Raw genomic sequence first — 25,703 nt, 5'->3', positions numbered from 1 at the left:
TCAGTATCTGATCGCATCGATCGGCCTGACCCGCACGGCGACGAGTGCCGGCACGAGCCCGGCGAGCGCTCCGACGCCCGCGGAGACGAGCAGACCGATGACGGCCGCCGACATCGGGAAGCCGGGCGGATCCTGCAGTCCATTGAAGACCGCATCCGTGATCAGCGGCAGCCGCAGGGCGAAGATCACCACCACGATGCCGATGCCGCCGGCGATCACCGTGGCCACGACGCTCTCGAGCATGACCGAGAAGAACACGCGGGCTCCGGTGGCGCCGAACGCCCGCCGCACGCCGATCTCGCGGATCCGGTGACGCACCGTCACGAGCGTGATGTTCAGCAGGCTCAGCCCTCCGAGACCCAGGATGAGCGCCGCGATGCCGCCGAGCACGAGGAACATCGGGCCGAACGGGTCGTACCCCTGCTCCTGCTGGAAGAGGTAGTCGTTGCGGTACACGTCGACCTGCATGCTGTCCGCGAGGCTCGACGCGAAGGACGCCCGCATCGCCTCCATGAGCTCGTCCGCGCCGTCGACCGGGATCCAGGCCTCGCGGCTGGTGTTCGCCGCCAGGGTGTCGCCGACGAGCGCGAGCGCGTCGTCGTAGACGATGAAGCCGCTGTAGCACTCCGGGTCCGGGCAGGTCGTCGTCACTCCGACGACGACCGCCTCCGCCTCCACGGGGGTCGTCGGGGTGCCATCCGGCCCGTACACCGACAGCCGCAGCGGCACCGTCGGATTGCTCTCCATCGCGGGCGATCCGATCGCGTGCCACCACGTCTCGTTGATCACGACGATAGGCACGAGCCGCTGCGTGTCCGCATCCGTGAACCACCGGCCGCTGCTGATCGGGACCCGATGCATGACCCCGTAGTCGGGATCGGTGGCCTGGAACCCCGCGGACACGCCGTGCGGCAGCTGCGCGTCGAGCCACGACGACCGTGCACTCCAGTCCACGCCGAAGCGCGCGGTGGTGCGATCGAAGGCCGCGTCGATGGCCGTCGAGTCCACGGCGCCCGGTACCGCGACGGGGGCGCTGCCCTCGACACCCGCGTCGTACGCCTGGAACGACACGAGGGCTGGGCGACCGCCGCCGCGCTCCATCTGCTCCACGAACCCCTGCGACAGCATCTGGCCGAGTGCCACGACACCGGTGAACGCGGCCACCGAGACCGCGACGACGATGAGGCTGAGCAGCACCCGCAGGCGGTGGACCCGCAGCTCCTGCCAGGCCTCGGCAAGCGGACCGGCGATCGAGGCGAGCGCGTTCACGATGCGTCCCCCGCTCCGGCCAGGGCTGCCGCGGTCGGCTCGAGCACGGGCACCGTCTCGTGCAGCACGCCGTCGGCGAGCCGGTAGGCGCGCTGCGCGCGGGCCGCCACGTGCGGATCGTGCGTGATGGTGATGAGAGCGGCGCCCGCCTGCGTCGCGATCGCATCGAGCAGATCCATGATCACGGCGCCCGTGTCCACGTCGAGGGCACCGGTGGGCTCGTCCGCGAGGATCAGCCGCGGCGACCGCACGAGCGCCCGCGCGATCGCGACGCGCTGCTGCTCGCCGCCCGAGAGACGGTCGGGCATCTGGTCGAGGCGCGCGCCGAGCCCGACCCGCTCGAGCATCTCCGTGGCGAGGGCACGGCGCCGCCAGAAGCCGCGGCCCCCCTCGTACAGCAGCGGCATCTCGACGTTCTCGCGCGCGGTGCGCCCCGGCAGCAGGTTGAACTGCTGGAACACGAAGCCGACGCCGCGCCCGCGCGTGCGGTCGCGCCGACCGGCGCTCATGCGCTGCAGCGGGACGCCGTCGAACTCGAGCGTGCCGTCCGAGGGCGCGTCGAGCAGACCCAGGATGTTCAGCAGCGTCGACTTCCCGGAGCCCGAGCGCCCCATGATGCTGATGTGATCGCCGACCGCCACGTCGAGGTCGACGCCGCGCAGGATTTGCAGCGCGGCCGCGTCCGGCAGCTCGACCGTGCGGGTCAGGCCGCGCGCGCGCAGGATCGGCGCGTTCACCCCTGGGCCTCGGCCGTGGTCTCGTCGCCCTCAGCCGGCGTCACCGGGACGAACTCGAGCACGGGCTCGCCCTCGTCCAGCCCCTCGCGCACCTCGATCACCTCGCCGTCGTTCAGGCCCAGCACGACCTCGCGCTGCTCGGGAGTCCCGTCCGGCCCCGGCACGTAGACCACGCCGGCCTCGTTCGATCCGAGGACGGCGGTCATCGGGACCACGAGCACGTCCTCTGCGACGCCGCCCGAGAGCGTGATGGTCGCGCCGAGGCCGGGGAAGACGCGCACGCCGTCCGGCACGGGGCAGCGGACGGTGGTCGAAGTCGGCCCCTCCGCGCTCTCTGCCGTGAGTCCGGCGAGCGGCGTCTCGAGCACGAGGCCCGTGCACGTGAACGGCGCGGGACCGCCGGCGATCGCCACCTGGGCTTCGGTGGGCTCGGTGCTCAGCCGGTAGCGATCCGCCGGAGCGATGGTCCCCTGGATGCGGAAGGTCGCCGGCGCGACCGCGCCCACCACGTCCGCGGGCGCGATCGCCTGCCCGGGGGCGAGCGAGAGCTCCGACAGCGTGCCGGTCGCGGGCGCCACGATCTCGCTCCACAGGTCGAACGTCGACCCGTCGTCCTGCGAGACCTGCTCGCGCACGCTCGCGAGGATCGCTCCGGCCTGCACCTGCTTCCCCTCCGCGGCGAACACGTCGACCACGACGCCCGCCTTGAACGCGGTGACGGCGACCGCGGGATCGTTCGACACCGTCGCGGGCAGCTCCAGGTCGTTCACGATCGTGCCGCGCTCGACGGGCACCTGCGGCTCGGACAGGGCGCCGGTCGGCTCGGCACCGGCGCCGATGCCGGGCGTCACGGTCTGGTCGGGGAAGAAGGCGAGCTTCGCGAGAGCGACAGCCGCGACGGCGCCGATCGCGAGCCAGAAGACGGGCAGGAGGACACGACGGAACACGGCCATGGGGGCAGACCTCGGATCGGGAACGGGGGGATGGAGCGGGGGGACGTGTGCTCACCCTCCCGGACGGCCGCCGCGGGGTCAAGGATCGCGCGACGAAACCGGGGGCATCCCTGACCCGGATCAGGGGCGGTGCTCCCGAAGGCCGGGATGCCGCGCTCCGTCAGTCGCCGAGGATCCTCCGCAGGCGCTCGAGCCGAGCGCCCACCTCCCGCTCCGTGCCGTGCGGCTTGGGCTCGTAGTAGCGCCGCCCGCGCAGCTCGTCGGGCAGGTACTGCTGAGGCACCACTCCGAGGTCGTGGTCGTGCGGGTAGACGTAGCCCTTGCCGTGCCCGAGCCGCTTCGCGCCCGGATAGTGGGCGTCGCGCAGATGCTTCGGGACCGGGCCCATCCTGCCCGCCTTGATGTCGGCCATCGCGGCGTTGATCGCGTTGTATGCGGCGTTGGACTTCGCCGCGGTCGCGAGATACGCGGTCGCCTCGGCGAGCGGGATCCGCCCCTCCGGCATGCCGATGAACGCGACCGCGTCGGCCGCCGCGACGGCGATCTGCAGGGCCTGCGGGTCGGCGAGGCCGATGTCCTCGGACGCCGAGATCACGAGACGCCGGGCGATGAACCGCGGATCCTCCCCCGCCTCGATCATGCGCGCGAGGTAGTGCATCGCGGCGTCGACGTCGGAGCCCCTGATCGACTTGATGAACGCGCTGATGACGTCGTAGTGCTCGTCGCCCTGGCGGTCGTAGCGCAGCAGCGCGCGGTCGACGGCCTGGGCCACGTGCTCGGCGGTGACGGCCGGCCTGTCGGCGCCTTCCGACGCCTCGGAGACCGCCACCCCCGCGCTCGCCTCCAGCGCGGTCAGCGCGCGACGTGCGTCGCCCGACGCGAGCCGGATGAGCGCCGCCCGCGCCTCGGCCTCGAGCTCGACGTCGCCGCCCAGCCCGCGCGCATCCGTCACGGCGCGGTCGACGAGCCGCCCGAGATCCTCGTCCGTGAGCGGCTGCAGCGTGAGCAGCAGCGACCGCGACAGCAGCGGCGAGATGACCGAGAACGAGGGATTCTCGGTGGTGGCGGCGATCAGGATCACCCAGCCGTTCTCGACGCCCGGCAGCAGCGCATCCTGCTGGGCCTTCGTGAAGCGGTGGATCTCGTCCAGGAACAGGATCGTGGACTGCCCGTACAGGTCGCGCTGGTTGAGCGCCTCCTGCATGACCTCGCGCACGTCCTTGACGCCCGCGGTGATGGCCGAGAGCTCGACGAAGCGGCGGCCGGACGAGCGCGCGATGGCCTGCGCGAGCGTCGTCTTGCCCGTTCCGGGCGGACCCCACAGGATCACCGACACCGTGCCCGGCGCCTGCGCCTCCGGATCGGCGAGCGCCACGATGGGCGAGCCCGGCCGCAGCAGGTGCGCCTGGCCCGCGACCTCGTCGAGCGACGTGGGCCGCATCCGCACGGCCAGCGGCGTGAGACCGCGGCCGCCGCCCATGAGCGAGCCGCTCGCCGCCCCGTTCGTCCCGCCTGCCATCCCTACAGGCTATGCGCCGCCTCCGACATCGGCGGCCGGGACCCCACGCCGCGGTTGACCCGGCCGGCCCGAACTCCCGCCCGGATTCGGGCGCATTCGGTCATCTGCCGCGGGCCCGTGTCGATTTCGACGTGCACGGTGGACATGCGTAGGCTCGATCCCGCTCTGCAGGAGGCGCCGCCCGGCGCCCGTCGAGAGGATCCGCGAGTCATGGCCGCAGGGGGCAAGGCATCCGCACGGGAGCGCGCCGAGCGCGAGGCGCGCGAGCGGTCGCGTCTGTACGCGGCGCGCGTACAGCACCACCAGACGCAGGACCACCGCCGCCGCCGCGACAACGTCCTCGCGACGAGCGTGGCCGGCGTCGTGATCGCCGCCGCCATCGGCGGGCAGGCGCTGTTCTACGGTGTCGGCCCCGGCGCGGCCCCCGCCCCCGCCGAGACGCCCGCGGTCACCGACACGCCCGGCCCCGCGATCACCGGCACTCCCGCGCCGACCGACACGGGATCGCCCGCCCCGACGGAGGCACCGGAGCCCACCGAGACGCCGGAGGGCTGAGGCCCGGCCGCCCGTTCGGCGGCGTACTAGGCTGGGGCGCGTCCTGTCCCCTCCCGCGGTCACCGCGCAAGGAGCCTCCCCGTGACGAGTCACGCTCACACCCCCGCTGAAGATCCGACCACCGCCGGCGACGACGCCGCAGAGGTCGCCGAGACCGCGCCCGAGGGCATCGAGAGCGAGGCCGCCGCGCCCGCCGCCGACGAAGCCGCTGCGGCAGAGCCCGTCGAGACGGAGACGGCCCAGGCCGACGCCGAGACGCCCGCAGAGGCGGAGACCCCGGAGACGGCCGAGCCCGCCGACGCGGACCCGACCCCGGCGGAACCCGAGGCACCGGCGACGGCGGAGCCCGAGGCAGAGGCGACGACGGAGCCCGAGGCCGCAACCAGCCCCGAGGCCGAGGCAGCGGCCACGACCGAGCCCGAGGCCGGGAGCGCCGACGAGCCCGAGGCCACAGCCAGCCCCGAGGCCGAGGCTGAGCCCGAGGCGCCGAAGCCGGCCGCCCCCGCCCCGGTCCCGGCCGCGCCCACCAAGTCGGCGACCCCCGCCGCGCCCACCAAGCCCGCGGTCCCCGCCGAGCCCGCGGACACCACCGAGTGGGGCCGCGTCGACGAGGCCGGCGTCGTATCGGTGCGCGAGGGCGACGAGTGGCGCGTGGTCGGCGAGTACCCGGACGGCACGCCGGACGAGGCGCTCGCCTACTACAAGCGCAAGTTCGACGACCTCGCGCTGCGCGTCCGCACGCTCGCCCAGCGGCGCCTCCGCGGCGGCGCCTCGGCCGCCGACCTGCGCGGCCAGGCGAAGAAGCTCAAGGACGAGGTGGTCGGCGCCGCGGTCGTCGGCGACATCAAGGGCCTGACCGACCTGCTCGACGCCCTGACCGACTCGCTGGCCGAGGCCAGCGCCGAGGAGGCCGCCGCCCACCGCGCCGCGGTCGACGAGGCCGTCGCGCAGCGCACCGCGATCGTGGAGCGCGTCGAGGCGCTCGCCGCGCGCGACCCGAAGTCCGTGCAGTGGAAGCAGGCCACCACCGACCTGAACGCCGCGTTCGAGGAGTGGCAGCAGCACCAGCAGTCGGCGCCGCGCCTGCCGAAGTCCACGGGCCAGGCCCTGTGGAAGCGGTTCCGCGATGCGCGCTCGACCGTCGAGCGCCACCGCCGCGCGTTCTTCGCCGACCTCGACGAGACCCACAAGTCGGCCCGCGACACCAAGACCCGGATCCTGGAGCGCGCCGAGGCCCTCGCGCCGAAGGGCGAGGACGGCATCCCGGCGTACCGCGCCCTGCTCGACGAGTGGAAGGCCGCGGGCCGCGCCGGCCGCAAGGTCGACGACGCCCTCTGGGCGCGCTTCAAGGCCGCGGGCGACGCGCTGTACGGCGCGCGCGCCGAGCGCGACGCCGCCGAGCAGGCGGAGTCGGCCCCGCGGATCGAGGCCCGCAAGGCACTGCTGGAGGAAGCCGGGGTCGTCGGCGACACCGCCGACCTGAAGCGCGCCCGCCAGCTGCTCACGGGCATCCAGCGCCGCTGGGACGAGGTCGGCCGGATCTTCCCCCGCGACGTCGAGCGCGGCCTCGACGACCAGATGCGCAAGATCGAGTCCGACCTGCGCTCGCGCGAAGAGGTCGAATGGAAGCGCAACAACCCCGAGACCAAGGCGCGCGCGAACGACGCGACGCGTCAGCTCGAGGACGCGATCGAGAAGCTCGAGAAGGAGCTCGCGGCCGCGCGGGCCAAGGGCGACAAGAGGGCGGAGACCGCGGCCCTCGAGGCGCTCGACGCCCGCCGCGCCTGGCTCAAGGCCATCGGCGGCTGACGCCTGAGATCCGCCAGGGGCGCGTGGCACCGGTTATCCACACCGCGCCGCGCGCCCCTGGCGTCTGCGGGCACACTGCCCGTATGCCCCGCGTCCACTTCCCGCACGAGATCCTGTCCCCCGCAGAGCTGTCCGCCGCGCGCCTCGACGGCGAGCTCGCCCCGATCGGCGACGGGTTCGCGCCGGCCGACGCCCTCGAGTCGCCCGCGCTGCGCGCCGCGAGCCTGCGCCCGCTGCTGGGCGACGGCCTCGTCGCCATCGGCCTGTCCGCCGCGTGGGTGCACGGCGCGCTCGGCCTGCCGCCCGCGGTGCACCACGTCCAGCGCGGTGCGCACCGCGTCTCGCGGCCGGTGCGGCGCGACATCCGGTTCCGCGACACGCCGCTGGACGCCGCCGACACGGTCGCCCTCGGCGGCGTGCGCGTCGCGAGTCCCGCGCGCACGCTCGTCGAGCTCGCGCGCGAGGCGTCCGATGCGGTCTCGGCCGGCGCCGCTCGGCGCCTGGCCACGCCGGAACTCGTGGCCGAGGCGCACGGCTGGCTCCTCGCGCACCGGCGCTTCCCCGGCCGACAGCCCGCGATGGCGTTCCTCGCGCGCCTCGCGGCGGCTCAGGACGACGTGACGCGGTAGACGTCGTACACGCCGTCGATCCGGCGCACGGCGTTCAGCACGCGATCCAGGTGCACGGCGTCGCCCATCTCGAACACGAAGCGGCTGAGCGCCAGGCGCTCCTTCGTGGTGGAGACCGTCGCCGACAGGATGTTCACGTGGTGCTCGGTGAGCACGCGCGTCACGTCCGACAGCAGTCCCGAGCGGTCGAGCGCCTCGACCTGGATGTGCACGAGGAACACGCTCTTGGTCGTCGGCGCCCACGAGACGTCGACCATCCGCTCGGGATCGGCCTTGAGCGACTGGACGTTCGTGCAGTCGGCGCGATGCACGGAGACGCCGCTGCCGCGCGTGATGAACCCGACGATCTCGTCACCCGGCACCGGCGTGCAGCACTTCGCGAGCTTGACCAGGATGTCGTCCGCGCCGCGCACGAGCACGCCCGAGTCGCCGCCGCGCGGGCGGCGCTGGCTGACGGTCGGGGGCAGCTCGACCTGCTCGGTCGTGGGCTCCTCGTTCGCCTGCAGCAGGCCCGTGACCTTCTCGAGCACCGACTGCGTGGAGACGTGCCCCTCGCCGACCGCGGCGTAGAGGGCCGAGACGTCCTCGTAGTGCATGATCTCGACGACGTCCTGCAGCGACTCCTTCAGCCGCTGCAGCGGCAGGTGGTGCCGGCGCATCGCGCGGGCGATCGCGTCCTTGCCCTGCTCGATCGCCTCGTCGCGGCGCTCCTTGGTGAACCAGCCCCGGATCTTGTTGCGGGCGCGGGTGCTCTTGACGAACGTGAGCCAGTCCTGGCTGGGGCTCGCGTCGGGGTTCTTGGAGGTGAACACCTCGACGACGTCACCGGAGCTCAGCGTGGACTCGAGCGGCACGAGGCGCCCGTTGACCTTGGCGCCCATCGTGCGGTGCCCGATCTCGGTGTGCACGGCGTACGCGAAGTCGACGGGCGTCGCACCGGACGGCAGGCCGATGACCTTGCCCTTCGGGGTGAAGACGTAGACGTCCTTCGCGCCGATCTCGAAGCGCAGCGAGTCGAGGAACTCCCCCGGGTCCTTCGTCTCCGACTCCCAGTCGGAGATGCGGGCGAGCCACGCCATGTCGGTGTCGATCGACTTCGGGTCGGCGACGGTCTTGCCGCCGGCCATCCGCTCCTTGTACTTCCAGTGCGCCGCGACACCGAACTCGGCCTGCTGGTGCATCTCGTGGGTGCGGATCTGGATCTCGACCGTGCGGCCGCCGGGTCCGATCACCGTGGTGTGCAGCGAGCGGTAGAGGTTGAACTTCGGCGTCGCGATGTAGTCCTTGAAGCGGCCGGGCAGCGGGCGCCAGCGCGCGTGGATCGATCCGAGCACGGCGTAGCAGTCGCGCACCGTGGCGACGATCACGCGGATGCCGATCAGGTCGTAGATGTCGTCGAACTCGCGTCCGCGCACGACCATCTTCTGGTACACGGAGTACAGCTGCTTGGGACGCCCCGCGACCGTGCCCCGGATCCGCAGCTCGTGCAGGTCGCGGCTGACGTCGTCGATCACATTCTGGATGTACTGCTCTCGCTGCGGCGTGCGCTGCTTCACGAGGCTGTCGATCTCGTTGTAGATCTTCGGGTGCAGCACCGCGAACGAGAGGTCCTCGAGCTCGGACTTGATCGTCTGGATTCCCAGGCGGTGCGCGAGCGGGGCGTAGATCTCGAGGGTCTCGGTGGCCTTCTTCTTCGCCTTCTCGGGCGGCACGAAGCCCCACGTGCGGGCGTTGTGCAGGCGGTCGGCGAGCTTGATGACCAGCACGCGGATGTCCTTGGACATCGCGACGATCATCTTGCGGACGGTCTCGGCCTGCGCGCTCTCGCCGTACTTGACCTTGTCGAGCTTCGTGACGCCGTCGACAAGCAGGGCGACCTCGTCGCCGAACTCGGCCTGCAGCTCGGCGAGCGGATAGCCGGTGTCCTCCACCGTGTCGTGCAGCAGCGCGGCCGCGATCGCCCGCGGCCCGAGTCCCAGCTCCGCCAGGATCTGCGCGACGGCGAGCGGGTGCGTGATGTACGGCTCGCCGCTCTGACGCTTCTGGCCGCGGTGCTTCTCCTCGGCCACCGCGTACGCGCGCTCCACGATCGCCAGGTCGCCGCGCGGGTGATTCGCGCGCACGGTCGTGATCAGGCGCGTGAGGTCGGCGTGCCGCGCGGCGCGCGAGAAGATGCGCGGCACCAGGCGCCGCAGACTCGGCGTCGTGGTCGTCACGGAGTCAGCCATGCCGCGCCCCCTCCCACGTTCACCGGCCCGCCATGCGGATCCGTCAATCCTACGCCGGACCGGGGCGGGGTCAGGCTCAGCCACGTGCGGCGAGCACCCTCTCGTCGGCCTGGCGGATCGCCGGCTCGCCCTCACGGAACAGCGAGTACAGCGGGGCGGCGACGAACAGCGTCGAGTACGTCGCCACGATGATGCCCACGAAGATCGACAGCGAGATGTCCGACAGCGTCTCCGCACCGAGCCAGAACGCCCCGATGAACAGGATCGCCGCGACCGGCAGGGCCGCCACGACCGAGGTGTTGATCGAGCGGACGAGCGTCTGGTTCACCGCGAGGTTCACCGACTCGCCGAACGTGCGGCCGGATGCCTCGGCATCCTCGGTCGTGTTCTCCCGGATCTTGTCGAACACGACCGTGGTGTCGTACAGCGAGTACGCCAGGATCGTCAGGAAGCCGATGACGGCCGCGGGCGAGATCTCGAAGCCGCACAGCGCGTAGATGCCGACCGTGACGATCAGCACGTCGATCAGGCCGATGATGGCCGCGGCCGACATCTTCCAGGTGCGGAAGTAGATCGCCAGGATCAGGAACGTCAGCGCGAGGAAGATCGCCAGGCCCCACAGCGACTGCCGGGTGACGTCCTGGCCCCACGTCGATCCGATGAACGACGCGGTCACCTCGTCGGGCTCCACCTCGTACGCCTCGGCGAGGGCGTTCGTGACGGCGTGGGTCTGCTCGTCGCTCAGCTGCGAGGTCTGCACGCGGATGTCGCGCTCGTTGACCGTGGCGACCTTCGTCGTCGTGCCGGGCACGGCCTCCTCGACCGCGTCGGTCGCGAGCGCCTGGTCGACCGTGGCGGGCGCCGAGACGAGGAACTGCGAGCCGCCGGTGAACTCGACCGAGAACTGGAAGCCGCCGCGGACGAACGGCGCGAGCGCCGAGAGCACGACCAGCACGATCGCGACGATGAACCACGTCCGGCGGCGACCGACGAACGGGAAGGAGGTCTTGCCCGTGTAGAGGTCGTTGCCGACCTCGGCCATGGAGCGCATCAGTCGCCTACCTCCTCGGCGCGCGCGGCGCCCTTGTTCGATCCGTTCTGCGACGCCGCGAGCTCGGCGGCCTTGCGCTCGGCGATGGTCTGGCGGCGCTCGGCCTCACCGCGCGAGCGCTGCGCGCGGCCGCCCGCGGCGACCGGCGCACGGAACGCCGCGCGACCGCGGTACACGGCGCCGAGGGCCGTCGGGTCGAGCCCCGACAGCGGGTGCCCGCCGCCGAAGAACGGCGTGCGCACCAGCAGCTGCATGACCGGGTGCGTGAACATCACGAAGATCAGCACGTCGAGCAGGGTGGTCAGACCCAGCGTGAACGCGAAGCCCTTCACGGTGGCGTCGGCCAGGATGTACAGCACCACGGCGGCCAGCACGTTGATCGACTTCGAGATGTAGATCGTGCGCTTGGCGCGCGCCCAGCCGTCCTCGACGGCGACCGTGACGGCCTTGCCGTCGCGCAGCTCGTCGCGGATGCGCTCGAAGTAGACGATGAACGAGTCGGCCGTGAAGCCGATCGTGACGATCAGGCCCGCGACGCCGGCGAGCGACAGGCGGTAGCCGAGACGCCATGACAGCAGGCAGAGCAGGATGTACGTCAGCACCGCCATCACGACGAGCGACGCGATGATCACGAAGCCCAGCGCGCGATAGCTCACCAGCACGACGAACAGGCCGACGAGCACGAGGCCGATGAGGCCCGCGATCAGACCGCTCTGCAGCTGCTGCGTGCCGAGGGTCGCGGAGATCGTGTCGGAGCTGACCACCTCGAAGCTCAGCGGCAGCGCGCCGAACTTCAGCTGGTCGGCGAGCGACTTCGATGTCTCCTGGTCGAAGCTGCCCGAGATGCTGGGGCGGCCGTCGGTGATGACGGCGTTCATCGTCGGCGCCGAGATCACGCGGCCGTCCAGCACGAAGGCGAACTGGCTGCGCGGGTCGTTCTGCCCCGCCTGCTCGGCCATCTGGCGGATCGCGTTCAGCCGCTCGCTGATGCCGCCGAAGGTCTGCGCGCCATCCTGGTCGAACTCGAGGTTGACGCTCCACACGCCGGTCTGCGGGTCGACGCCGTTGGTCGCGTCGGAGATCGACGAGCCGTCCATCTCGACCGGACCGAGGATGTACTTCTGCGCATTCTCGATGTCGCACGTGATGAGCGGCTGGTCGGCCGGAGCGGACGACGGGTCGTTGCCCTCGTCGGCGCAGCTGTAGGCCTGGAACTCGGCGAACAGTCGCTCGCTGACCCAGTTCGGGTCGGATCCGTCCGAGGGCTCCGCCGTCGGGGTCGCGTTGAGAGAGGGATCCGGCGCCGGGTACGGCGTCTCCTCGCCGTCCTCGCCCACGAACGTGTTCGTGGGTCCGCTCGCGAAGATCACGGCGCGCAGCTGCAGCTGGGCGCTGGCCTGGATGCGCTCGCGCGTCTGCTCGTCCGCGTTGCCGGGGATCTGCACGACGATGTTCTTCGATCCCTGGGTCGAGATCTCCGACTCGCCGACGCCCGAGGCGTCCACGCGCTGGCGGATGATCGCGACCGCCTGCGTGAGCTGCTCGGCCGACGGCTCTGCGCCCTCGGTCTGCGCCTCGAGCACGATCTGGGTGCCGCCCTGGAGGTCGAGCGCGAGCTCGGGGATCCAGGTGCCGCCCTTGATGACGTGCACGCCGAGGGCGTTGGCGCCGAAGAGGACGGCGGTGATGACCAGCAGGCCGGTCAGGACGCGCCAGGCACGGCGCGCAGGAGTGGATGTCGCCACGGACGGGTCAGCTTTCTGCAGCGGGAGGTGGACGAGCCGGATTCCGGCTCAGTCCTTCTTGTCGTCGCCCTTGTCGGTGGAGGTGCCCGAGCCGGGCAGCTCGTCGGTCTCGGCGCCGTTCACGGTGTAGGTGCCGGGCTGCGCGTCGGCGGCCGTCTCGGACTCGAGGGGCTCGTCGGCGACGGGGGCGTCCGCGGTCTCCGGAGCGAGGTCGACGGACTGCGTGTGCAGCTCCACGACGACGCCCGGGGCGATCTCCACCTGGGCGGGCTTCGAGAGGTCTTCCTTGTCGTAGTCGACGAGCGTGCCGAACAGGCCCGAGCGCGTCATGACGCGGGCGCCGGGCACCATGAGCTCCGCCTTGCGGCTCTGCTCCTCGCGCATCTTCTGCTGCCGGCGGCGCGAGCTGAAGAACATCCAGACGAGCAGCGCGACCAGGACGACCAGGAGCAGGATGTTTTCCATGGGGCGGGGAGAGCCTTTCGCGTGGGCGCACGCGCCGTCATCGGCGCGAGAGAGGGGAAATCGGCGGAAGCCGCCAGACCTTCAGCGATTATAGGTCATCGAATTTCAGCGCCCCGTCCGCGTGCGGCACGCCGAGGTGCGCGTAGGCCTCGGGCGTCGCGACGCGGCCGCGCGGGGTGCGGCCCATGAAGCCGATCCGCACGAGGTACGGCTCGACCACGCTCTCGACCGTGTCGGGCTCCTCGCCCACCGTGACCGCGAGCGTCGACAGCCCGACGGGGCCGCCGCGGAACCGCCGGACGACGGCGTCCAGCACCGCGCGATCCAGCCGGTCCAGCCCGATCGCGTCCACGTCGTACAGCTCGAGCGCCGCGCGCACGTCGTCGAGGGCGGCCGCGTCGCCGCCCGCGTGAACGAGCGCGTAGTCGCGCACGCGGCGCAGCAGGCGGTTCGCGATGCGCGGCGTGCCGCGGGAGCGCCGCGCGATCTCGGCCCGCTGCGGCGAGCCGAGCTCGACGCCGAGGACGGCGGCCGAGCGCTCGACCACGCGCTCCAGCTCGGCCGGCTCGTAGTACTCGAGGTGCGCCGTGAAGCCGAAGCGGTCGCGCAGGGGGTTCGGCAGCATGCCGGAGCGCGTCGTGGCGCCCACGAGCGTGAACGGCGCCAGGTCGAGCGGGATGCTCGTGGCGCCCGCGCCCTTGCCGACCATGATGTCGATGCGGAAGTCCTCCATCGCGAGGTACAGCATCTCCTCCGCGGAGCGCGCCATCCGGTGGATCTCGTCGATGAACAGCACCTCGCCGGGCGTCAGGCTCGACAGCAGCGCGGCGAGGTCGCCCGCGTGCTGGATCGCCGGGCCGCTCGACAGGCGCAGCGGCCGCTCGCTCTCGTGCGCGACGATCATCGCGAGCGTCGTCTTGCCGAGCCCGGGAGGCCCCGCGAGCAGGATGTGGTCCGGCGGGCGCTGCTGGATGCGCGCGGCGTCGAGCAGCAGCTGCAGCTGGCCGCGCACCTTGTGCTGGCCGACGAACTCCGCGAGGCTGCCGGGGCGCAGCGCGCCCTCGACGGCGAGCTCGGCCTCGTCGATGGGTTCGGGCCGCGTCACGTCGTCGTCAGCCACGCGCGACTCCCGCGGGCTTGGCCGGTCCCAGCAGCGCGAGCGTCAGGCGCAGCAGCGCCTGCACCGACGCGCGGTCCGCCTCGGACGCGCCCTCCGCAGCCTGCGCCACGGCGTCCCCGGCCACGCGCTCGGGCCAGCCGAGGCCCGCGACGGCCTGCACCACGCGATCCGTGACGTCCGAGGGCGCGCTCGAGGACGCGGCGCTCGGCGCCGGCGGGGCGAGCTTGCCCTGCAGCTGCACCACGATGAGCTTGGCCGTCTTGGGCCCGATGCCCGACACGCGGCGGAAGGGCTTGTCGTCGTCCTCCGCGACGGCGGCCGCGATCTGATCCACCGTCAGTGCCGACAGCACGCCGAGCGCGGACTTCGGGCCGACGCCCGAGACCGTGAGCATGGTGCCGAACACCTCGAGCTCGTCGCGCGTGGCGAAGCCGAACAGCGACAGCGCGTCCTCTCGGACGATCAGGCTCGTGTGCAGCGCCAGGGTCTCCCCCGTCCGGGCGGTGCGGGCGACGTCCGGCGGCACCGCCACGGAGAACCCCACGCCTCCCACCTCGACGATGACGCTGTCGGCGGCGGCGTGCAGGACGGTGCCGCGCAGGGAGGAGATCATGCCGACAGCCTACGTGCGGGTTCGCACCTATGTTCGAGCGACACGCGACCCGCGCGAGCGCTTCTCCGCCTCGGCCCACGCGCGCTGCGCGGGGGTGAGCGACGTGTCCGCCGCATGCGCCTGCGCCGACACCCCGCCGCCCCACGCATGGCACAGCGCGAGGGCGAGCGCGTCGGCGGCGTCGGCGGGCTGCGGCAGCGCGTCGAGCCGCAGCACGCGCTGGATCATGGTCTGCACCTGCCGCTTGTCGGCGGATCCGTATCCCGTGACGGCGGCCTTCACCTCGCTCGGCGTGTGCGTGGCCGCGGGGATCCCCCGCTCGGCCGCGAGCATCAGCGCCACGCCGCTCGCCTGCGCCGTGCCCGTGACGGAGTGCAGGTTGTGCTGCGCGAAGACGCGCTCCACGGCCACCACGTCGGGCGCGTGCGCGTCCAGCACCTCGCGGATGCCTCGCGCGATGGTCGCGAGCCGCTCCGCGATGGGCATCTCGGCCGCCGAGCGCACCACGCCGACGTGCACGAGCGTCGCCGTGCGGTTGCGCGCCACGTCCACCACGCCGACACCGCATCGGGTCAGGCCGGGGTCGATCCCGAGGACGCGCAGCATGCTCACCCGCCCACCATAGGCGCGCCCTCCCCCACCCCCGACGCGCACCGCCGCACCCGCCCGCTTACAGGCCCGTCAGCCCCGGCGCAGGCTCACGAGCCCCACGAGCCCTCACCCGTCACATCCGGCCTGCACACGGGCGGCCGCCCCGCCACGGCGGGAGGGATCGGATGGATCCCGCACCCGCCCGGCGCTCGAAGCGCGGCTGCTCAGTCGCGCAGCAGGCCGGCGTCGCGGCGGTACATCACGGCGTGGACCGCGAGATCGGCGCGGCCGGTGTCGGCGGCGCGGTCCTCGGTGAAGGCCGCGAGCTCGTCCAGACGGGCCGCCGCCGCGGCGCGGACCTCCGTCGCCGACCAGTCGGCGCCGTACGCCGTCACGAGCTCGCCGACCCGGGCGACGGGCGATCCGAACCTCTCCGGATCGAAGCCCGGCGCGTCCTCGGCGAGCGGCGCGATCCGGTACGCCAGGTACGCGACGTCCCACAGTCGGGGACCGGGCGAGGCGAAGTCGAAGTCGATCGCTCCCGCCAGCGTGCCGCCGCTCATCAGCAGGTTGTACGGTGCGAAGTCGTTGTGGCAGATCACCTCGGCGGGCGCGTGCGCGGGCGCCCGCCAGCTCAGCGGAGCGCCGACGAGCCCGGCACCGGCGTCGTGGATGCGACGCATCAGCCGCGCGGCCTCCACCAGCACGTCGCGCGACCACAGGATCTCTGCCGCCGCGTCCGCGAGCACGTCGCCGGGCACGAAGCTCAGGACCTCCCGGCCGCGCTCGTCGACGCCGCGGGCGCGCGGCACGCCCTCGACGCCCGCCGCCTCGCAGCGGTCCAGCAGCGCGTGCACCGCGGGGGTCCACGGCCCGGTCTCGCGCCGGACGGTGTCGCCGATCCGGACGACGGGCATCATGTTGCCGCCGGTCAGGATCACCTCGTCCACCGCTCCACCGTAGCGAGACGGCGCCCCCGAAGACCGGACCGGCCGGAGACACGACGCCGCCCCACCCGGATGACCGGATGGGGCGGCGCGAGCGGGCGACGGATTACTCGTCGTCCTCCTCGAGCTCGGCCTGCACCTCGGGGGTGAGGTCGAAGTTCGTGTAGACGTTCTGCACGTCGTCGCTGTCCTCGAGCGCGTCGATCAGGCGGAAGACCTTGCGTGCGGTCTCGGCGTCCACGGGGACCTTGACGTTCGCGACGAACTCGGCATCGGCCGACTCGTACTCGATGCCCGCCTCCTGCAGCGCGGTGCGGACGGCGACCATGTCGGTGGCCTCGGTCACGATCTCGAAGCCCTGCGGATGGGGCTCGACCTCGAGCGCGCCGGCCTCGAGGGCCGCGAGCATCACGTCGTCCTCGGTCGTGCCCTCGGCCGAGGCGACGATGACGCCCTTGCGCTCGAAGTTGAACGCGACCGAGCCGGGGTCGGCCATGTTGCCGCCGTTGCGGGTGACCGCGGTGCGCACCTCGGCCGCGGCGCGGTTCTTGTTGTCCGTCAGACACTCGATGAGCATCGCGACGCCGCCGGGCGCGTAGCACTCGTACATGATCGTCGTGTAGTCGACCGCCTCGCCGCCGATGCCCGCCCCGCGCTTGATCGCGCGATCGATGTTGTCCTTGGGGACCGAGGTCTTCTTGGCCTTGAGCACCGCGTCGAACAGGGTCGGGTTGCCCGACTCGTCGGGACCGCCGATGCGCGCCGCGACCTCGATGTTCTTGATCAGCTTCGCCCACGACTTGGCGCGGCGGGCGTCGATGACCGCCTTCTTGTGCTTGGTCGTGGCCCACTTGGAATGACCTGACATGACTCTCCCGCTCCGATGATCGTGGCCCGGGCGCCGCTGAGGCGCGCACGAGGGCCTCTCCCCAGTCTACGAGAACCGTCGGCACGCCGACGGTCCGCCGTCAGTCGCGGATGTACACCGGCGTACCCGCGGGCAGCTCGCTCAGCGCGCCGATCGTCTCGACGGACACCCGGAGGCATCCGTTCGAGATCGCCCCGCTGCGGTAGTCGTGGTAGTGGAACGCCGTGACGGCCACGGGCTGCCCGCCGAAGCCGGGCAGCGTGGGCGACTGCACGGACAGGTACACGAGCGGATGCCCGCGCGTGTACGCGAACGACTCGACCACGTCCTCGAACATGATGAAGGCGCGCCCGACGGGCGTAGGGCTCGCCGTCGCCCCCGATCCGAAGTCCGTCGCGACGACCCGCTCGCTCTCGCCGGATCCGTCGTCCGTCACGATCCGGATCGTCCGGTCGGACAGATCCACCTCCACGCGCTGTGGGAGCTCGTCGAGGGTCACGTCGGCGGCGCGCAGCCAGCCCGTCACCTGGCGCGGATCGCCGTCGGCAGGCAGCGCCTGCCGTCCGGTGAGCAGCACGCGCACCCAGTGGTCGTGCTGCTCGATCACGGGCACGACCGTGCCGCCGTACGTCTGCTCGCGCGGCAGCTGCGCGACGGGCTCGCCGCCCTCGTCCGCGAACACGGGGGCGCCGCCCTCGATCGGCTGCGCCACGAGCCCGGTCGTCGGGGCGAACGGATCGTCGTCGACCGGCAGCCGCGGGTTGACCGCGAAGACGTCCGCGACCGGCAGACCGCCGAGGTCGTATGCCGCGGTGTCGGCGGGCTCCCCCACGAGCGTCGGCGTGGGGGTCGGAGTGGGGGTCGGGGTCGGCGCGGGGCTCGGGGCTCCGACCGACCGGACGACCGGGGCGGGCTGCTGTGGTGCGAGCACGCCGCTCACGCCCACGGCCGTCACGCCGACGAGCAGCAGCGCGATCCCGCCCCACAGCACCGCCCGACGCCCGTTCATGTGTCCATTCCACCATCCGGTGGTGGGAGGATCGAGGGATGAAGATCCTCTCGATCCAGTCGGCGGTCGCGTACGGGCACGTCGGCAACTCCGCCGCGGTGTTCCCCCTGCAGCGCATCGGCGTCGAGGTGCTGCCGGTCTACACCGTGAACTTCTCGAACCACACCGGCTACGGCGCCTGGCGCGGCCCGCTCATCGCGCCCGACGACGTGCGCGAGGTCATCACCGGCATCGAGGAGCGCGGCGCGTTCGGGCACATCGACGCGATCCTGTCCGGCTACCAGGGCGGCGAGGGAATCGCGGACGTGATCGTCGACGCGGTCGCGCGCGTGAAGGCCGCGAACCCCGACGCGATCTACGCGTGCGACCCCGTGATGGGCAACGCCAAGTCGGGCTGCTTCGTCGCGCCCGCGATCCCGATCCTGCTGCGCGACAAGGTCGTGCCGGTCGCCGACCTCATCACGCCGAACCAGTTCGAGCTCGGCTACCTGACCGGCACGGAGCCGGCCGATCTCGCCTCGACGCTCGAGTCGGTCGACCGCGCGCGCGACATGGGCCCCCGCACGGTGCTCGTCACGAGCGTCGAGCGCCCGGATCGCGAGGACGGCACGCTCGAGATGCTCGCGGCCGACGACGCCGGCGCCTGGCTTGTGGCCACGCCGCAGCTGCCGTTCAAGGCGAACGGATCCGGCGACGTCACGGCCGCGCTGTTCACGGCTCACTACCGCGCGACCGGATCCGCCGCGGACGCGCTCGCGCGCACGGCATCGAGCGTGTTCGGGCTGCTCGAGCAGACGCTCGCGTCGGGCGAGCGCGAGCTGCAGCTCGTCGAGGCGCAGGAGCACTACGCGAACCCGCGCATGCAGTTCGAGGCGCGCCAGGTGCGCTGAGCGGGGGCACATCGGGTCGCGATGATCCGCCGGAGTCCGCGGATCAGGCGCGGCCCGCGACGTTCGCGAGGAACCGTCGGTGGAACCGGTCGTCGCCCGTCACCTCGGGATGGAAGGCCGTGCCGAGGAGGTCGCCCTGCGCGACCGCGACGACGCCGCCGTCCGGCAGCGACGCCAGGACCGTGGCGCCCGGGCCCACGTCCTCGACGAGGGGCGCGCGGATGAAGGCCGCGTGCACCGGATCGCCGCCCAGCTCGGGAACGTCCAGGTCGGTCTCGAACGACTCCACCTGGCCGCCGAAGGCATTGCGGCGCACCGTGACGTCGAGACCGCCGAACGTCTGCTGTCCCGAGATGCCGTCCGCGAGCCGATCCGCGAGCAGGATGAGCCCCGCGCATGTCCCGTACATGGGCATCCCCGCCGCGATCGCGTCCCGGATCGGATCCCGCAGGTCGAAGGCCCGCGAGAGCTTGTCGATCACGCTGGACTCGCCGCCCGGCAGCACCAGGCCGTCGACCTCCGCGAGCTCGGACACGCGTCGCACGAGCGTCACGCGCGCCCCGAGGTCCGCCAGCACGCGCGCGTGCTCGCGCACGTCGCCCTGCAGCGCGAGGACGCCGACCCGCGGGGTCGTCACCAGCCCCGCTCGGCGAGGCGGTGCGGCGCGGGCAGGTCGGACACGTTGATGCCGACCATGGCCTCGCCGAGGCCGCGGGAGACCTCCGCGACGACCTTCGGGTCGTCGTGGAACGTCGTCGCCTTCACGATGGCTGCGGCGCGACGGGCGGGATCGCCCGACTTGAAGATGCCGGATCCGACGAACACGCCGTCGGCGCCGAGCTGCATCATCATGGCGGCGTCGGCGGGGGTCGCCACGCCGCCCGCGGTGAACAGCACGACGGGCAGCGTGCCCGTCTCGGCGATCTCGGCCACGAGGTCGTACGGCGCCTGCAGCTCCTTCGCGGCGACGTAGAGCTCGTCCTTCGTCATGGATCGCAGCTGGTTGATCTCGCTCGTGATCCTGCGGATGTGCTTGGTCGCCTCGGAGACGTCGCCCGTGCCGGCCTCGCCCTTGGAGCGGATCATCGCCGCGCCCTCGCTGATGCGCCGCAGCGCCTCGCCGAGGTTGGTGGCGCCGCACACGAACGGCACCGTGAACCGGTGCTTGTCGATGTGATTGACGTAGTCGGCGGGCGAAAGCACCTCGGACTCGTCGATATAGTCGACGCCGAGCTCCTGCAGCACCTGCGCCTCGACGAAGTGCCCGATGCGGGCCTTGGCCATGACCGGGATCGAGACGGCCGAGATGATGCCGTCGATCATGTCGGGGTCGCTCATCCGCGAGACCCCGCCCTGCGCGCGGATGTCGGCCGGGACGCGCTCGAGCGCCATGACGGCGACCGCGCCGGCGTCCTCCGCGATGCGGGCCTGCTCGGCGGTGACGACGTCCATGATCACGCCGCCCTTCAGCATCTCGGCGAGGCCGCGCTTGACGCGCCCCGTGCCGGTCGTGGATGTGGCGTCGGTCACAGCCGATCTCCTCTGGTCTGGCCCGCGGGGGCGTTTGGCATAGGTCGAACTACGGCCTAGGCCAAAAACTACCATGGCCCAGTAGGCTCGGTGCGATGGATGACGTCGCAGGTCGGATCGAAGGACGCACGGCCGCCGAGATCGCCGGCAGCGTGCGCACCCTGCTGGAGCGCGGCGACCTGCGCGCAGGCGACGCGCTGCCCCCGGTCCGCGCGCTCGCCGAGCGCCTCGGCGTCAATCGCAACACCGCGGTCGCCGCGTACGGGCTGCTGAGCCGCTCCGGCCTGGTCGTCGCGGGCGGCCGCGCCGGGACCCGGATCGCGCATCCCGAGCCGGTCGCGCAGGAGGGCTTCGCCCGCCCGATCCCGGATCCGACGCTCCCCCTCCGCGACGTCGGGGCGGGCAATCCGGATCCCGCGTGGATCCCGGATCCCACCCGATACCTGGGCGCGCTCGCCGGAAGGCCCGTGCTCTACGGCGAGCCGGTGATCGACCCGGACCTCGAGACGGACGCCCGCGCCTGGATGCGCGCGGACGCCGCGCCGGCGGATCTGGGCCTCACGCTCACGAGCGGGGCGGTCGACGCGGTCGAGCGGCTGCTCGCGCAGGCGCTGACGCGCGACGACGCGATCGCGCTCGAGGATCCCTGCTGGCTCGCGAACATCCACACCGTGCGCCTCGCCGGCTACCGCGCCGTGCCCGTGCCGGTCGACGACGAGGGCATGACGGTGGACGGGCTGCGCGGCGCGCTCGCGCAGGGCGTGCGCGCCGTGATCTGCACGCCGCGGGCGCAGAACCCCACCGGTTCCGGGCTCTCGGAGCGTCGCGCGGCCGAGCTGCGCACCGTGCTCGCCGACCACCCGTACGTGCTGGTGATCGAGGACGACCACTTCTCGCTGCTGTCGCAGCAGCCGTTCCGCTCGATCGTCGGGCCGGACCACCGCCGCTGGGCGCTGGTGCGCTCGGTGTCGAAGTTCCTGGGGCCCGACATGTGCCTCGCGGTGACGGCCTCGGACCCGCACACGGCCGAGCGGCTCGCACTGCGCCTCAGCTCGGGCACGACCTGGGTCAGCCACCTGCTGCAGCGTCTGACGCACGCGATCCTCGCCGATCCGGAGGTGCAGGAGCTGATCGCCCGCGCCGGCGCGCACTACGCCGCGCGCAACGCCGCGTTCTCCGCGCTGCTCGCCGCCCGGGGGCTCGCCGCGGGCGCGACGGACGGCCTGAGCCTCTGGGTGCGCCTGCCCGCCCCGGCCGCCGCCGTGGCCGAGGAGCTGAAGCGCCGCGGCTGGCTCGCGCGCACGGGCGACGAGTTCTACCTCGACGGCCCCGCCGATCCGCACCTGCGCCTCACGGTGCACGACCTCACGGACGCCGAGGCGACCGCCCTCGCGGACGACCTCGCCGCCGCGATCACCGCCTCCCACTGACGGCGGCGACGGCGAGACAGCCCGCGCCTCGGGTCAGGCCGTGATGTCCACGACGGCGTAGACGCCATCCGCCGCGTGGGTGATCCGCACGCGAGAGGTGTCCACGCCGGCATCCTGCGCCACCGAGAGCAGCTCCTCCTCGCCTCGCAGGTGCAGGTCCGGCCAGCCGACCGCGCGCTGGTTGTAGAGCAGATGAGGACGCGTCTTGAGCATGTTCGACACGATCATGGGCGCCCCCGGCTTCAGCTTCCGGAGGCAGACGCGCAGGAAGGTGACGGCCTGGCGATGGGAGAGGTACTCCCACAGTCCCAGCGCGTCCACGGCGTCGAGCGAGCCGTCGGGGACCGCGTGGCGGATCTCCAGGTAGCTGCGCCCCGCGAAGCCGGCGACCCCGGCCTCGGCCGCCGCCGGCCCGAGGTCGAATGTCGAGCGGCGGATGGGAGCCTCCGCGATCAGCTCGGCCGCGGCCTGCAGAGCGCGGGGATCGAGATCGAACATGCGCCACTCGATGCGTCCGCCCTGCGCCTCGACGGCCAGGGTCGCCTCGATGTTCGGCACTGCCGCCCCGCTGCCGAGACTCGCGATCCGCAGCGTGTCCGCCTCCGCCGCGGACGCGCGTGACACAAGGAGATCGCGATACACCCGCTGCCGGCTGCGCAGCCCGATCCCGTCGCTCATGTAGCGAAAGAGCTCGGCCGTTCGCGCATCGAGTCTGCCGCCCGGGAGGAACCGACCGCCTCGCTCGAGGCGCTGCAGCCCCTCGAGCGCGATCGCCTCCTTCATCTGCGCGCCCCATGCGGTCATCTGGGTGGGCCGACCGCTCTCATCGAGGTAGAGCTGCCGGGCGGGGACGTTCTCGGTGCCGATCGCCAGCGCGCCGTCCGCCTGCCGCGCGGTCGCCTCCCAATCGGGATGTTCGCTCAGGAGCGACTCGTGCGCGTCGGTGCGCTGCCAGTAGTCGGCGCGCAGCAGCGGATCCTCGTCGCTCTCGTCGGCGACCTCCACGTGACGACGCACGAACGGCCGGCCGTCGAGGTCCTGCGTCCGTGCCTCGCGCACCACGAGCACCTCGCGATAGTGCGGAAGCGTCTCCGCCTGCCCATCCGATACGAGCTCCATCGTGTCCTCTCCGAGATCCGTCAGCGACAGTCAAGCGCCGGCCACGAGCGAGAGGCCGTGCGGAAGCGACCGGATCGGAGGATCCGGAAAATCCGGATCAGACCGGCCAAGCGTCGGCGATCGCGCGCCGGACGTCGCCCAGGAGCTGCGGCAGCGCCTTCGTCTTGGCGATGATCGGGAAGAAGTTCGCGTCGCTCCCCCACCGCGGCACGATGTGCTGGTGCAGGTGCTCCTCCACACCCGCGCCGGCCACGTGCCCCTGGTTCATGCCGATGTTGAACCCGTCGCAGCGCGACACCTGACGCAGCACGCGCATGGCGGTCTGCGTGATGGCCGAGATCTCGGCGACCTCAGCCGGCGTCGCCTCGTCGTACAGGCCGATGTGACGGTAGGGGCACACCAGCAGGTGGCCCGAGTTGTACGGGAACAGGTTCAGCAGCGCGAACGCGTGCTCGCCGCGGTGCACGATCAGCCCGGTCTCGTCGTCCTTGCCGGGCGCCGCGCAGAAGGGGCAGCCGGATCCGCGGTTCACGTCCGCGCCGGCCGCGATGTACGCCATCCGGTGCGGCGTCCACAGGCGCTGGAACTCGTCGGGCACCGCGGCGAAGGCCGCGGCGTCCTCGATCTCGCTCATCAGGCCGGTTCCCCGGTCACGCCAGATCCTCCGCCGTCTGGATCAGGGCCTTCGACGCCACCGCGTTCGTCACGAGCGCGATCGCCTCGTCCACCGGCACGCCGTTGCGCTGCGAGCCGTCGCGGAAGCGGAACGACACCGTGCCGGCCGTGCGATCCTGCTCGCCCGCGATCAGAAGCACCGGCACCTTGGCGGTGGTGTGCGTGCGGATCTTCTTCTGCATGCGGTCGTCGGAGTGGTCGACCTCGGCGCGGATGCCGGCGGCGCGCAGGTTGCCCACGACGCCGTCGAGGTACTCCGAGAACTCGTCCGCCACGGGCACGCCCATGATCTGCACGGGCGCGAGCCACAGCGGGAAGTCGCCGGCGTAGTGCTCCAGCAGGATCGCGAAGAACCGCTCGATCGAGCCGAACAGCGCGCGGTGGATCATGATCGGGCGCTGCTTGCTGCCGTCGCGGTCGGTGAACTCCAGCTCGAAGCGCTCGGGCAGGTTGAAGTCGAGCTGCACGGTCGACAGCTGCCACGAGCGGCCGATCGCGTCGGTCACCTTCAGGTCGATCTTCGGGCCGTAGAACGCGGCCTCGCCGGGCTCCTCGACGAGGTGCAGGCCGGTGGACAGCGCCACACGGCGCAGCGCGTCCGTCGCCGTCTCCCACACCGACTCCTCGCCGATCCACTTCTCCTTCTCGTCGTCGCGCATCGACAGCTCGAGGCGGAAGTCGGTCAGGCCGAAGTCCTTCAGCAGCGACAGCACGAACTCGAGCACCTTGGTCGTCTCCGCCTCGAGCTGCTCGGGCGTGACGAACAGGTGCGCGTCGTCCTGCGTGAAGCCGCGCACGCGCGTGAGGCCGTGCAGCGCGCCGGAGAGCTCGTTGCGGTACACCGTGCCGTTCTCGGCGAGGCGCAGCGGCAGCTCGCGATAGCTGCGCCCGCGCTCCTTGTAGATCAGGATGTGCATCGGGCAGTTCATCGGCTTCAGGTAGTAGTCAACGCCCTGCTTGGTGACGTAGCCCTCGTCGTCGCGCTCCTCGTCCATCCGGATCGGCGGCCAGATGCCGTCCGCGTAGGTGACGAGGTGGTTGGAGGTCACGAAGAGGTCCTTCTTCGTGATGTGGGGGGTGTAGACGTAGCTGTAGCCCTCGGCGATGTGGCGGCGGCGCGCGTGCTGCTCCATCTCGCCGCGGACGATGCCGCCCTTCGGGTGCCACACGGACAGGCCGGATCCGATCTCGTCGGGGAACGAGAACAGGTCGAGCTCGCGGCCGAGCTTGCGGTGGTCGCGGCGCGCGGCCTCCGCGAGGCGGTCCTGGTACGCCCGCAGGTCGTCCTTCGACGCCCACGCGGTGCCGTAGATGCGCTGCAGCTGCGGGTTCTTCTCGCTGCCGCGCCAGTAGGCGCCCGCGATGCGCAGGATGTCCCAGCCGTTGCCGACCATGCGCGTGGAGGGCACGTGCGGGCCGCGGCAGAGGTCCTTCCAGACGGTCTCGCCGGTGCGGCCGTCGACGTTGTCGTAGATCGTCAGCTCGCCCTCGCCGACCTCGACGCCGGCGCCCTCGGCGGCCTCCTTCTTGCCGCCCTTGAGGCCGATGAGCTCCAGCTTGAACGGCTCGTCGGCGAGCTCGGCGCGCGCCTCGTCGTCCGTCACGACGCGGCGGCGGAAGCGCTGCGCATCCTTGACGATGCGCTGCATCTCCCTCTTGACGGCCTTGAGGTCGTCGGGCGTGAAGGGGTCCTCGACGCCGAAGTCGTAGTAGAAGCCGTCCGTGATGAACGGGCCGATGCCGAGCTTCGCCGCGGGACGCAGCGTCTGCACGGCCTGCGCGAGCACGTGCGCGGTGGAGTGGCGCAGGATGTTCAGACCGTCCTGGCTGTCGATCGTGACCGGCTCCGTCGTCTGGGTCTCCCCGACCTCGGCGGCGAGGTCCGTCAGCTCACCGTCGACGCGCATGGCGACGACGTTCTTCTCGGGGTACAGATCGAATCCGGTGGTCA

Annotated in this window: 24 protein-coding genes; 5 read left to right on the top strand and 19 right to left on the bottom strand. The window is 72.2% G+C overall.

Annotated elements, in window-relative coordinates; genetic code table 11:
• The 4 genes from AAD528_RS01105 to AAD528_RS01090 all read right to left on the bottom strand — a co-directional run bounded on the left by AAD528_RS01105 (position 1) and on the right by AAD528_RS01090 (position 4,478).
• Positions 1-1,269: an ABC transporter permease gene (locus AAD528_RS01105; protein ID WP_345750198.1), complete on the bottom strand. Its 1,269-nt coding sequence runs from the start codon at positions 1,267-1,269 to the stop codon at positions 1-3.
• Positions 1,266-2,006, bottom strand: coding sequence for an ABC transporter ATP-binding protein (locus AAD528_RS01100; protein WP_345750197.1), 741 nt, complete (start codon positions 2,004-2,006; stop codon positions 1,266-1,268). The genes AAD528_RS01105 and AAD528_RS01100 overlap by 4 nt, the downstream gene beginning before the upstream one ends.
• The gene (locus AAD528_RS01095; protein ID WP_345750196.1) at positions 2,003-2,959 is read right to left on the bottom strand and encodes an efflux RND transporter periplasmic adaptor subunit; all 957 of its coding nucleotides are present in this window, start codon (positions 2,957-2,959) and stop codon (positions 2,003-2,005) included. The genes AAD528_RS01100 and AAD528_RS01095 overlap by 4 nt, the downstream gene beginning before the upstream one ends.
• A gap of 160 nt (positions 2,960-3,119) precedes the next feature.
• Positions 3,120-4,478 (bottom strand): replication-associated recombination protein A, encoded by a 1,359-nt coding sequence (locus AAD528_RS01090; RefSeq protein ID WP_345750195.1) that lies wholly within the window; start codon positions 4,476-4,478, stop codon positions 3,120-3,122.
• Between the two features lie 210 nt (positions 4,479-4,688).
• On the opposite strand from AAD528_RS01090, the gene AAD528_RS01085 reads away from it, so the two are divergent.
• The 3 genes from AAD528_RS01085 to AAD528_RS01075 all read left to right on the top strand — a co-directional run bounded on the left by AAD528_RS01085 (position 4,689) and on the right by AAD528_RS01075 (position 7,471).
• Positions 4,689-5,033: a dioxygenase gene (locus AAD528_RS01085; RefSeq protein WP_345750194.1), complete on the top strand. Its 345-nt coding sequence runs from the start codon at positions 4,689-4,691 to the stop codon at positions 5,031-5,033.
• 81 nt (positions 5,034-5,114) lie between these two features.
• The gene (locus AAD528_RS01080) at positions 5,115-6,842 is read left to right on the top strand and encodes a DUF349 domain-containing protein (protein WP_345750193.1); all 1,728 of its coding nucleotides are present in this window, start codon (positions 5,115-5,117) and stop codon (positions 6,840-6,842) included.
• Between the two features lie 83 nt (positions 6,843-6,925).
• Positions 6,926-7,471, top strand: coding sequence for a type IV toxin-antitoxin system AbiEi family antitoxin (locus AAD528_RS01075; RefSeq protein WP_345750192.1), 546 nt, complete (start codon positions 6,926-6,928; stop codon positions 7,469-7,471).
• Here the strand turns inward: AAD528_RS01075 and AAD528_RS01070 are convergent.
• The 10 genes from AAD528_RS01070 to AAD528_RS01025 all read right to left on the bottom strand — a co-directional run bounded on the left by AAD528_RS01070 (position 7,450) and on the right by AAD528_RS01025 (position 18,108).
• Positions 7,450-9,699: a RelA/SpoT family protein gene (locus AAD528_RS01070; RefSeq protein ID WP_345750191.1), complete on the bottom strand. Its 2,250-nt coding sequence runs from the start codon at positions 9,697-9,699 to the stop codon at positions 7,450-7,452. The genes AAD528_RS01075 and AAD528_RS01070 overlap by 22 nt on opposite strands.
• A gap of 76 nt (positions 9,700-9,775) precedes the next feature.
• Positions 9,776-10,750 carry a protein translocase subunit SecF gene (secF, locus tag AAD528_RS01065; RefSeq protein ID WP_345750190.1) on the bottom strand — a complete coding sequence of 325 codons (975 nt, stop codon included), beginning with the start codon at positions 10,748-10,750 and terminating at the stop codon, positions 9,776-9,778.
• Positions 10,750-12,495, bottom strand: coding sequence for a protein translocase subunit SecD (gene secD, locus AAD528_RS01060; RefSeq protein ID WP_345750189.1), 1,746 nt, complete (start codon positions 12,493-12,495; stop codon positions 10,750-10,752). Before secD ends, secF begins: the two co-directional genes overlap by 1 nt.
• 48 nt (positions 12,496-12,543) lie before the next feature.
• Positions 12,544-12,960, bottom strand: a complete 417-nt coding sequence (locus AAD528_RS01055) for a preprotein translocase subunit YajC (protein WP_345750188.1) — start codon at positions 12,958-12,960, stop codon at positions 12,544-12,546.
• Positions 12,961-13,048: 88 nt separating this feature from the next.
• Entirely contained in the window at positions 13,049-14,080 is a 1,032-nt protein-coding gene (ruvB, locus tag AAD528_RS01050; protein ID WP_345750187.1) for a Holliday junction branch migration DNA helicase RuvB, read from the bottom strand.
• Entirely contained in the window at positions 14,073-14,693 is a 621-nt protein-coding gene (gene ruvA / locus AAD528_RS01045) for a Holliday junction branch migration protein RuvA (RefSeq protein WP_345750186.1), read from the bottom strand. The genes ruvB and ruvA overlap by 8 nt, the downstream gene beginning before the upstream one ends.
• A gap of 27 nt (positions 14,694-14,720) precedes the next feature.
• The gene (gene ruvC / locus AAD528_RS01040; protein WP_345750728.1) at positions 14,721-15,299 is read right to left on the bottom strand and encodes a crossover junction endodeoxyribonuclease RuvC; all 579 of its coding nucleotides are present in this window, start codon (positions 15,297-15,299) and stop codon (positions 14,721-14,723) included.
• Between the two features lie 209 nt (positions 15,300-15,508).
• Complete coding sequence (locus AAD528_RS01035) at positions 15,509-16,234, bottom strand: phosphotransferase (protein WP_345750185.1); 726 nt, start codon at positions 16,232-16,234, stop codon at positions 15,509-15,511.
• Positions 16,235-16,337: 103 nt separating this feature from the next.
• Positions 16,338-17,099: a YebC/PmpR family DNA-binding transcriptional regulator gene (locus AAD528_RS01030; protein ID WP_345750184.1), complete on the bottom strand. Its 762-nt coding sequence runs from the start codon at positions 17,097-17,099 to the stop codon at positions 16,338-16,340.
• 100 nt (positions 17,100-17,199) lie between these two features.
• A complete protein-coding gene (locus AAD528_RS01025) occupies positions 17,200-18,108 on the bottom strand; it encodes a L,D-transpeptidase (protein ID WP_345750183.1) in 909 nt (302 codons plus the stop codon).
• 38 nt (positions 18,109-18,146) lie between these two features.
• Between AAD528_RS01025 and pdxY the strand changes: the two genes are divergently transcribed.
• Positions 18,147-18,998, top strand: coding sequence for a pyridoxal kinase PdxY (pdxY, locus tag AAD528_RS01020; RefSeq protein ID WP_345750182.1), 852 nt, complete (start codon positions 18,147-18,149; stop codon positions 18,996-18,998).
• Positions 18,999-19,041: 43 nt separating this feature from the next.
• Here the strand turns inward: pdxY and pdxT are convergent, their stop codons facing one another.
• On the bottom strand, positions 19,042-19,638 hold the full coding sequence (gene pdxT / locus AAD528_RS01015) for a pyridoxal 5'-phosphate synthase glutaminase subunit PdxT (RefSeq protein ID WP_345750727.1): 597 nt from the start codon (positions 19,636-19,638) through the stop codon (positions 19,042-19,044).
• Complete coding sequence (gene pdxS / locus AAD528_RS01010; protein WP_345750181.1) at positions 19,632-20,528, bottom strand: pyridoxal 5'-phosphate synthase lyase subunit PdxS; 897 nt, start codon at positions 20,526-20,528, stop codon at positions 19,632-19,634. Before pdxS ends, pdxT begins: the two co-directional genes overlap by 7 nt.
• Positions 20,529-20,623: 95 nt before the next feature.
• Here pdxS and AAD528_RS01005 point away from each other — a divergent pair, with 95 nt between their 5' ends.
• Positions 20,624-21,958, top strand: a complete 1,335-nt coding sequence (locus AAD528_RS01005) for an aminotransferase class I/II-fold pyridoxal phosphate-dependent enzyme (protein WP_345750180.1) — start codon at positions 20,624-20,626, stop codon at positions 21,956-21,958.
• Positions 21,959-21,991: 33 nt separating this feature from the next.
• Here the strand turns inward: AAD528_RS01005 and AAD528_RS01000 are convergent, their stop codons facing one another.
• The 3 genes from AAD528_RS01000 to thrS all read right to left on the bottom strand — a co-directional run bounded on the left by AAD528_RS01000 (position 21,992) and on the right by thrS (position 25,659).
• Positions 21,992-23,077: a hypothetical protein gene (locus tag AAD528_RS01000; RefSeq protein WP_345750179.1), complete on the bottom strand. Its 1,086-nt coding sequence runs from the start codon at positions 23,075-23,077 to the stop codon at positions 21,992-21,994.
• A gap of 97 nt (positions 23,078-23,174) precedes the next feature.
• Positions 23,175-23,711: an HIT family protein gene (locus tag AAD528_RS00995; RefSeq protein ID WP_345750178.1), complete on the bottom strand. Its 537-nt coding sequence runs from the start codon at positions 23,709-23,711 to the stop codon at positions 23,175-23,177.
• 16 nt (positions 23,712-23,727) lie between these two features.
• Positions 23,728-25,659 (bottom strand): threonine--tRNA ligase, encoded by a 1,932-nt coding sequence (thrS, locus tag AAD528_RS00990; protein ID WP_345750726.1) that lies wholly within the window; start codon positions 25,657-25,659, stop codon positions 23,728-23,730.
• Positions 25,660-25,703 lie beyond the last annotated feature (44 nt).

Source organism: Microbacterium rhizophilum (assembly GCF_039605615.1).
In the GTDB taxonomy this organism is placed as follows: Bacteria; Actinomycetota; Actinomycetes; order Actinomycetales; family Microbacteriaceae; genus Microbacterium; species Microbacterium rhizophilus.
The sequence above is the reverse complement of the archived record's forward strand: the minus strand, read 5'-3'. Positions and strand labels throughout refer to the sequence as shown.